Here is an 8,108-nt window from a genome sequence, read left to right on the forward strand (position 1 = left end):
GCTTCATCGCCAGCACCCCCGCTATGGCCGTCCGGCGGCGCTGTCCTCCGCTAAGGGCCAACGGGGCCAGCTTCCCTACTTCCCCAGGCTCCAGCCCTACCGCGCGAAGCGCCGCCTGCACACCCGAGGACACTTCAGCCGGACTTGCCCCCATATTCTTTAATCCGTAAGCGACATCGGCAAATACCGTCTCCTCAAAAAGCTGCTGCTCCGGCTGCTGGAACACAAGCCCCACCTTCATCCACAGACGCTCCCTGCAGCGCTTGTCCGAAGTATCGCCGCCCAGCACCGTCACCCGTCCGGAGTGCGGACAGAGAAGGCCGTTCATTAACTGCGCCAACGTGGATTTTCCCGAGCCATTGGCTCCCACAATGCCGATGAACTCCCCTTTTTCCACCGAGAAGCTGATTTGATCCAAGGCCCAGCTCCCGCCTGAATTCCCGTCACTATACCGGAAGCAGACCCGGTCGAACTCCATTACCGGCACAGCCATTCCACCAGCCCCTCTACCGAGATAATCCCCTCCGGAATATCCGCGCCCCGCCGCTTCAAGCCCTGAACCAGAAACGGGATATCCGGAAGACCGATTCCCCATTTGTCCTGACGGGCAGACTCCGCGAGCACCTCCCACGTCTTCCCGTCGGCCGCCACTTCTCCTTGATCCAGCACAATAAGCCGGTCCGTCTGCAGCAATTCCTCCGCATGGTGGGAGATGAGCACAACCGTCAGCCCGAGTTCGCGGTTCAGCCTGCTTACAGCTTCCATGAATTCCTGTCTTCCCCACGGGTCAAGCATGGAGGTTGGCTCGTCCAGAATAAGATGGGAGGGCTTCATCGCCAGAATGGCGGCAATGGCTACGCGCTGCTTCTGCCCCCCGGACAGACGGCTCGGGTCCTTCCCCCTCAGCTCTGTCACACCGGCAATGCTCATGGCCCACTCTGTACGCTCCGCGACCTCTTCCGGAGACAGGTTCAGATTTTCAGGACCGAAAGCGATATCCTCCTCCACCACCGAGCTTACAATCTGATGATCCGGATTCTGAAAAATCATGCCCGTTCTGCGCCTGATCTCAAGTAAGTCGCGACGATTGGCCGTGTCCATTCCATCAATGAGCACCGTGCCTGAGCTTGGAACGATCAGCCCGTTCATCAGCCGCGCCAGAGTGGTTTTGCCTGAACCGTTCTTTCCCGCCACTCCCACATACTCGCCCTGGTCGATCCGCAACGAGATGCTATTCAAGATACGGACCTGCGTTTCATCGGGGAGCTTCGCTTCTCTTGACACGTCAACCGCTTCAATGAACCCGCTGCCCATAAGGATGCTCCCTTCCGTCATGCACTTTATTCATTTATTCCCAGCTAGTCAGCCGCGGCTTGAGCCGCTTGACGAGGAACGAAGCCAGCGCCCCTCCGATACCTCCGAAAACAATATGCGTAACCGCGGAGTAGCCAAGCCCCATCGCCATGAAGCCCATGGGCAAATCCAGCAGCACCCCGAGGGCAAGCGCCGCAGCCAGCTTCGACAAGCTAATCAGCGCCCCGCAGATCGCTCCGACAAATGGATTGTTCAGCCTGTTGAAAAAAATGGGCGCCAGCGCATCCAGCAGCAATCCCGGTATGAAATACTTGAAAAAGATAAAGATGCCTTCCTTGCCAAGACCGAGCAGCACCGCCAGAACTCCCGAAACCGCGCCCATGATGATGCCGCCGCCAAATTTCGGAATCAATCCCTTGCCCAGAATCAGAATCCCCATCCACCAGACGCTCGTATGGCCCGGCAGCTGCATCGGAATCCGCGTGACGTCGTTGGTGACAGCCACCATGGAACCAAACATCGTAAAGCGAATGACATCCGCCAGCCCCAGCCGGAACAGGAAGCGCCGGGTGATGTCCGCCGCGCCGGTCGGCTTTGCGGAGCCCGCCCCCTTGGATGGGGGATCATTTTTTTCTGTCAAATCCGTCATTGCCGCATTGGTCTTTGCCACGTTATCCCGCCTCACGCTCTAATTTATCTTGCTTATTACGCTAATCTCATCAACCAGCACCCGCTCCGGCGAGGAACGCTGAACCAGCGACACCGTACCCCTGTCATTGCTGACAAGCACGTACGAATCATCCAGCTCCTGTCTGCCCGCCTGAAAATGCTGCTCGCCCTCCAGCCCCGTCACCTCTATGGTTGAATAACCGGTCAGGCCCGAGGCCCCGATTACATACAGAAGGGTCGGACCCTTGGCCTGCCCGTCACCCGGAAATTGCTGCTTCGACAACGCCCGTATAACGTCGGTGCCCATCAGCGAAACCAGCTCTCCATTCCCGTCCTTCACGGAGATGACCTTGCCCGATTGAATCCCCTTTTCCCGGTCATGCCTTTCGGCATAATAGGCAGTCGGAATGAGCAAGCCGATCACAATGAATCCCGCAATAATTCTTTTCGTCAGAGATGACATAACACACCACACTCTCTTTATATCGATATATGTATAAAACATATCATGTTATATTAAATATCATCATTTATCACTCCATATCATTATATGAATATAAATAATAATATCAATATATATTTTGCTATATTTTCGACAAAAATCTTGACGTTTCTGTTCATCATTACAATAAATATTCGTTTTTACGACATAATACTTGACATAACGAGACAAAAAATGCAGCACTAAAGCCCCCTCAGCAAGCTTCGCGGCTTGGGCCCCTCCTTCATCAACTCTCTCCAAAGCTCTGTCTTATCACCCGCGATGAGAAGCCTTGCAAACGCCAAATAGCCCCCGCCTGAAATCAGACGGGAGCATAAAGCATGCTTTGACTGGAAGGTCAAGGTCTCATGATCTTATCCTCTTATTTTTTCGCCAAGGTCAAAACAATGTCGTCTTTTGTAACCTCACTCTTATTTTCAATTTCAAATTCAGATAAATGATCAGAATTCGTGATTACCGCAATAACCGTATCATCTAATCCGGCTTTCTTAATGGCTGGAGACCAGAAATCAATTAGAAGCTCCCCTTGTGAAACACGTTGCCCTGGTTCGAAATAAGTGATAAAACCAGTTCCATTCATCTTAACAGTTCCAATCCCGATATGAATCAAGGTTGCAATTTTATTTTCGGAGACAAGACCAACAGTGTGACGCGTTGAGAATGCCGCCTCAACTACGCCATCAAATGGCGCGTAAACTCTCCCATCACTTGGTTTAATTGCGAATCCTCTCCCCATTGACCCCGTCGAAAATACTGCATCCGATACTTGTTCAAGGGGAATCACTTCACCGGCGACCGGGGCGTAATAAGATAGTTCAGCTTTGGAATTCGGTTGGCTATCAAAGTCCTTTGCCCAAGTTCTCTCCAGCTCGTCAACGATTGAAGCATGCATTTTTTCATCGAGTTTCACTTTTTTGAAAAAGACAAACGCACCCACCACAATGAATATTGCCGGGACGCCAAGCATGGCGAATTTAAAGATAAAGCGATCATGGTTCGTGATCGTTGCAGCTGTGGCTCCTGCTGTCATACTGGCCGCTACAGCCGTGATCCCGACAACTAAGTTTGAAATCGCTCCTGCCAGCTTATCCAACAATGGGCGAACAGATAAAGTCAGCGATTCATCTCGATGTCCTAATTTTAATTGACCATATTCTACTGAGTCAGTAATAGTCATCAAAGCCACTAAAAAGATTAATGGTTGTGGAATAAAAAACAACTCCGCTGCGACAAGCACAAGAATAAGAGAGCTGTTCGCAAGACTGAATACCACTAAGCCTATCAACATTAAGCCAATGGCTACCAGAAATACATTTCGGCGATTCCATTTCTTCGCCAATGTGGGAAAAATCGAAATGGCAGCCAAGCCAACGATTGTATTTATTAATGCCAGGATTGAAAATTTCGAGGCATCTCCTAAAATAAATGTGAAGTAGTAGAGTTCAAATGAGTTTGTTAAAGACATCCCAATGGCGTAAAGACCATACGCTAACGATAACCACATAAGCTGATCGTTGTGCATAAGAACGCGAAAGACTCCTTTAAAAGTTGTTGCTTCCTTGTTCTTTCGCAAATCAGATTCTACTTCTTTTGTCCCTAATCCAACTATGACTGCTGATAGAGCTGCGGCACAACCAATAATCAGCGCAAACCAGAACCATCCACGGGAATCACCTGTTCCATGATTGGCATTGAGTGAGAACAGCAGCACTAAAGGCATGACTACAATACCAATTGCTCCTCCACCAATATTTGACCCGATTCGAGCAAATGTCGCTGTTTTTTCGCGTTCACGTGAATCAAATGACAATGCAGGAATCATAGACCAAAATGCAATATCTTTGAAACTGTATAGAATATCCATCATAATATATAAAATAGCAAACAAGATAAGATAGAGTATTGGATTGCTTCTCGTCAGTCCGCCAAAATCTGTGAATAACAAGACTAAAGCTGCTGGTCCCAAGACACCTCCCACCACAACCCAAGGCTTGAATTTCCCCCAGCGCGTATGGGTGTTGTCAATAGCATTTCCAATAAATGGGTCAATAGCCAATTCTACAAACCGTAAGAAGAAAATAATAAGTGTAATAAATCCAATCATTTTCGCATCCTGCGCCTTATTTCCACTGTTAAACAAGTGGGTTGTCACAAACATAATGAAATATGTACTGAGTAATCCAAACAGCAAGTCATTCCCAAAGGCACCAAAACTGTAAGACAATCGTGAAATGAGGTTTCCTTTTGAATTTTCCATCCTAAGAATCTCCTTTGCATGTATCCGATTTCTTTACAGTTAAATAGTAAAGGTAACGTTTTCAACTTAGAATGGAATGAATTTTGTTAAATCCTACATTTTTTTAGAAGATTCCGAATTTTTGAGTAACGCTGGACTGTAATTTTATTTGGAAGATTTGGGTAATGGAGGCTTGGCGATGAACAAACGAAAATATTGGAATGTATTTATTAAGGAGGATTATTTTGCTGATTTCTATTTTTTTAATGTAGGTCATGAAATTTGTGCGCCGCTGCATAGCTATGGTCCGGGCATGAGAGAAAATTACGTTGTGCATTACATAGTATGAGGTGCATTTCTATCAAGCAGATGAAACAAATCCATGGGAATATTATTGGCTCGGGTTTAACGGAAGCCGGGTAGCGGAATTGTTGTTATGCAATGGGATCAATGGCCATGATTCAGTTGGAACGGTTTCACCCGATAATGAGTTGCCGGAACTATTCGAAAGAATGATGAAAATGGATTTATTTGATATGAAGGAAAAAATGAGTGTACAGGCATTGTTTTATTCGATCTTTGCTCATTTCAAGATGGAAAAGAACTATGCTCTGCTTAATCCAATGAGTATACAGCAGAAAAAGTATTGTGAATTATTTTTACTGTTTGTTCACAATAATTATTCGCGCCTCGATCTTTCGATTCAGGAAATCGCTGAGTCAATAAACCTTGCTCCAGCCTATCTCAGTCAGGTTATTAAAAAAGAAATAGGTGTCCCTCCTGTTCAATATTTAAAAGCTCATCGCCTGCAACAAGCAAGAATTTTACTGAAAACCAGCGAGAAATCCGTTTATGAAGTTGCTGAGGAAGTAGGATATTCAAATGTGGACTCCTTTTCGAGAGCATTTAAAGATAAGTTTGGCGTTTCACCGACAATTTTTAGAAAAGCAAAAAAAGTTTGATTTTCCACTAAATACTCTTCCGTTCATCTTGATGATTTCCAAACAAAGAAAATCCCCATCAAGAAAGTTTCTTGGTGGGGATTTTGGTGGGGAGCCACTTCAATTTATGTTATCAGGTCACTCCCACTCAATGGTGGCAGGCGGCTTGGAGGTGATGTCGTAGACGACGCGGTTGACGTTCTCGACTTCGTTTACGATCCGCACGGAGATTTTCTCCAGCACATCCCACGGAATGCGCGCCCAGTCGGCAGTCATGCCGTCGATGGACGTTACGGCGCGGATGCCCACGGTGTAGGAATAAGTCCGGGCGTCGCCCATTACACCGACGCTCTTCATGTTCGGCAGCGCGGTGAAATACTGCCAGATTTCGCCTTCCAGTCCGGCCTTGGCGATTTCCTCGCGCAGAATGTAATCCGAATCCCGGACAATCGTCAGCTTGTCCTCCGTCACTTCGCCCAGCACGCGGATGGCAAGACCCGGGCCCGGGAACGGCTGGCGCCAGACAATGGCATGAGGCAGACCAAGCTCCTCGCCAACCTTGCGCACCTCATCCTTGAACAGCGTATTCAGCGGCTCGATCAGGCTGAACTTCATGTCCTCCGGCAGTCCGCCGACGTTATGATGCGATTTGATCGTCTGCGCCGTGGCGGTTCCGCTCTCCACAATATCCGTGTACAGCGTTCCCTGCGCAAGGAAATCGAACTCGCCGAGCTTAGCCGATTCCTCATCGAAGCAGTAAATAAATTCATTGCCGATAATCTTGCGCTTCTGCTCGGGATCGTCTACGCCGGTCAGCTTGCCGAGGAAGCGCTCGCGGGCATCGATTTTGACCACGTGAATATCGAATTTGCCGACGAACGTCTCCATTACGCTTTCGGCTTCGCCTTTGCGGAGCAGACCGTGGTCGATAAACATACAGGTCAGCTGGTCGCCGATGGCGCGGTGAATCAGCATGGCGACAACGGAGGAGTCGACGCCGCCGCTCAGAGCGCACAGCACTTTCTTGTCGCCGACCTTCGCGCGGATATCCTGGACAGCATCCTCAATAAACGATTCCATCGTCCAGTTGCCCTCGCAGCCGCAGACTTCATACAGGAAATTCTTGATCATCTCGTTGCCGTTCACGGAGTGGCGCACTTCCGGGTGGAACTGCACCGCATACAGCTTCCGCTCTTCGTGGCTCATCGCCGCAATCGGCGCGCTTTCGGTGCCGGCATCGAGCTTGAAGCCTTCCGGAAGCAGGGACACATGGTCGCCGTGGCTCATCCAGACGGTCTGACTGCCTTCGAGGCCCTTGACCAGCGTGGCGCCGGCTTCAAAATTCAGATCCGCCTTGCCGTATTCCCGCTTGGAGGCGCGTTCGACCTTGCCGCTCAGCTGATGGGCCATCAGCTGCATGCCGTAGCAGATGCCGAAAATCGGCAGTCCGAGGTCATAAATGGCCGGATCGACATGCGGCGCATCCTCGGCGTATACGCTCATCGGGCCGCCGGAGAATACGATGCCTTTGGGTGAAAGCTCCTTGATCCGTTCGATCGGCGTATTATACGGCAGAAGCTCACTGTATACCCCCAGATCCCGGATTCTGCGAGCGATTAATTGGTTATATTGTCCACCGAAATCGAGAACAACGATAATTTCATTTGGCTTGTTCATTACTTGCCTCCCTTAATTGTTGGATTCATTATACGCAACGACAATTCGCACCGTCAAGGAAAGGCGGACAGGCTGCGAAGCAATCGCTTACGGATTCTTTTGGCAGGAAGTTTTCACATAAGCGGAGTGGGCTTTACAATCAAAAAATATAGCTTCGGCTCCCCCATATCATATACTGGAATCTCATCCTTTTGGCTGGCGCCCCTCTTTAGGGCATATGAACTTCGGATATGGATTCATGATGGACTCGAAATCGGCTATTGGGGAGCCATCGTTTGACCTTTATAACCGGGAGCATCGGGCAGGAGCTTCATCCGCGCTAATTAATGGAAGGACCAAGTCAAGCTCGTCCGGGCTTTAGATCAGCGTCTTGTAAAACGGCCAGAGTGCGTCCCTTTTCCCGAAAAGTGTCCTGTTAGGGGGAAAGCCCTGCGATTGCGCAGGACTTTTGCAGAGCCGCCAAAGTGCATCCTATTCCGGAAAAAGCATCTGTTAGCGGGAAAGTTCTGCGATTGTGCAGGACTTGTGCTAAACGGCCAGAGTGCATCTTTTTTCCAGAAAGGGCATTCGTTGGCAGCAGGAAAGTCCGGCGATTGTGCAGGACTTGTGCAAAACGGCCAGAATGCATCTTTTTTCCAGAAAAAGCATCCGTTATTAGGGATTTCCTACTATTGTACAGGAATTTCGAGGCTGTGTCGGCTCCATGTAAGCTTTCACGGGCAAAAACCTGTATTTTCGGCTAAGCCCCCTAAATCCGGAGTCATGCCCT

Annotated in this window: 8 protein-coding genes; 2 read left to right on the plus strand and 6 right to left on the minus strand. The window is 49.2% G+C overall.

Going from position 1 to position 8,108, the window contains the following annotated elements:
* From L692_RS0100120 to L692_RS0100150, 5 genes are all read right to left on the minus strand, one after another.
* Positions 1 to 493 (minus strand): energy-coupling factor ABC transporter ATP-binding protein (locus L692_RS0100120; RefSeq protein WP_198027680.1); only part of this gene is annotated, 493 nt, incomplete at its 3' end.
* Entirely contained in the window at positions 478 to 1,314 is an 837-nt protein-coding gene (locus tag L692_RS0100125) for an ATP-binding cassette domain-containing protein (RefSeq protein ID WP_025696076.1), read from the minus strand. The genes L692_RS0100125 and L692_RS0100120, both read right to left, overlap by 16 nt.
* A gap of 34 nt (positions 1,315 to 1,348) precedes the next feature.
* Entirely contained in the window at positions 1,349 to 1,984 is a 636-nt protein-coding gene (locus tag L692_RS0100130) for a hypothetical protein (protein ID WP_025696077.1), read from the minus strand.
* Between the two features lie 18 nt (positions 1,985 to 2,002).
* The gene (locus tag L692_RS0100135) at positions 2,003 to 2,446 is read right to left on the minus strand and encodes a hypothetical protein (protein ID WP_025696078.1); all 444 of its coding nucleotides are present in this window, start codon (positions 2,444 to 2,446) and stop codon (positions 2,003 to 2,005) included.
* Positions 2,447 to 2,846: 400 nt separating this feature from the next.
* The gene (locus L692_RS0100150) at positions 2,847 to 4,742 is read right to left on the minus strand and encodes a glycoside-pentoside-hexuronide (GPH):cation symporter (RefSeq protein WP_025696080.1); all 1,896 of its coding nucleotides are present in this window, start codon (positions 4,740 to 4,742) and stop codon (positions 2,847 to 2,849) included.
* A 178-nt stretch (positions 4,743 to 4,920) separates the two neighbouring features.
* Here L692_RS0100150 and L692_RS31550 point away from each other — a divergent pair, with 178 nt between their 5' ends.
* Entirely contained in the window at positions 4,921 to 5,070 is a 150-nt protein-coding gene (locus L692_RS31550; protein WP_156940262.1) for a cupin domain-containing protein, read from the plus strand.
* A 1-nt stretch (position 5,071) separates the two neighbouring features.
* Complete coding sequence (locus tag L692_RS0100160; RefSeq protein WP_025696082.1) at positions 5,072 to 5,683, plus strand: AraC family transcriptional regulator; 612 nt, start codon at positions 5,072 to 5,074, stop codon at positions 5,681 to 5,683.
* Positions 5,684 to 5,800: 117 nt separating this feature from the next.
* On the opposite strand, the gene guaA is transcribed toward L692_RS0100160, so the two are convergent.
* On the minus strand, positions 5,801 to 7,339 hold the full coding sequence (gene guaA, locus L692_RS0100165) for a glutamine-hydrolyzing GMP synthase (protein ID WP_025696085.1): 1,539 nt from the start codon (positions 7,337 to 7,339) through the stop codon (positions 5,801 to 5,803).
* Positions 7,340 to 8,108: the final 769 nt, after the last annotated feature.

It is taken from the genome of Paenibacillus forsythiae T98, assembly GCF_000520735.1.
Lineage (GTDB): Bacteria > Bacillota > Bacilli > Paenibacillales > Paenibacillaceae > Paenibacillus_AQ > Paenibacillus_AQ forsythiae.

Coding starts and splice junctions, on each gene's coding strand:
- L692_RS0100125 (WP_025696076.1), bottom strand. CDS start 1,314: ATGGGCAGCGGGTTCATTGAAGCGGTTGACGTGTCAAGAGAAGCGAAG.
- L692_RS0100135 (WP_025696078.1), bottom strand. CDS start 2,446: ATGTCATCTCTGACGAAAAGAATTATTGCGGGATTCATTGTGATCGGC.
- L692_RS0100150 (WP_025696080.1), bottom strand. CDS start 4,742: ATGGAAAATTCAAAAGGAAACCTCATTTCACGATTGTCTTACAGTTTT.
- L692_RS31550 (WP_156940262.1), top strand. CDS start 4,921: ATGAACAAACGAAAATATTGGAATGTATTTATTAAGGAGGATTATTTT.
- guaA (WP_025696085.1), bottom strand. CDS start 7,339: ATGAACAAGCCAAATGAAATTATCGTTGTTCTCGATTTCGGTGGACAA.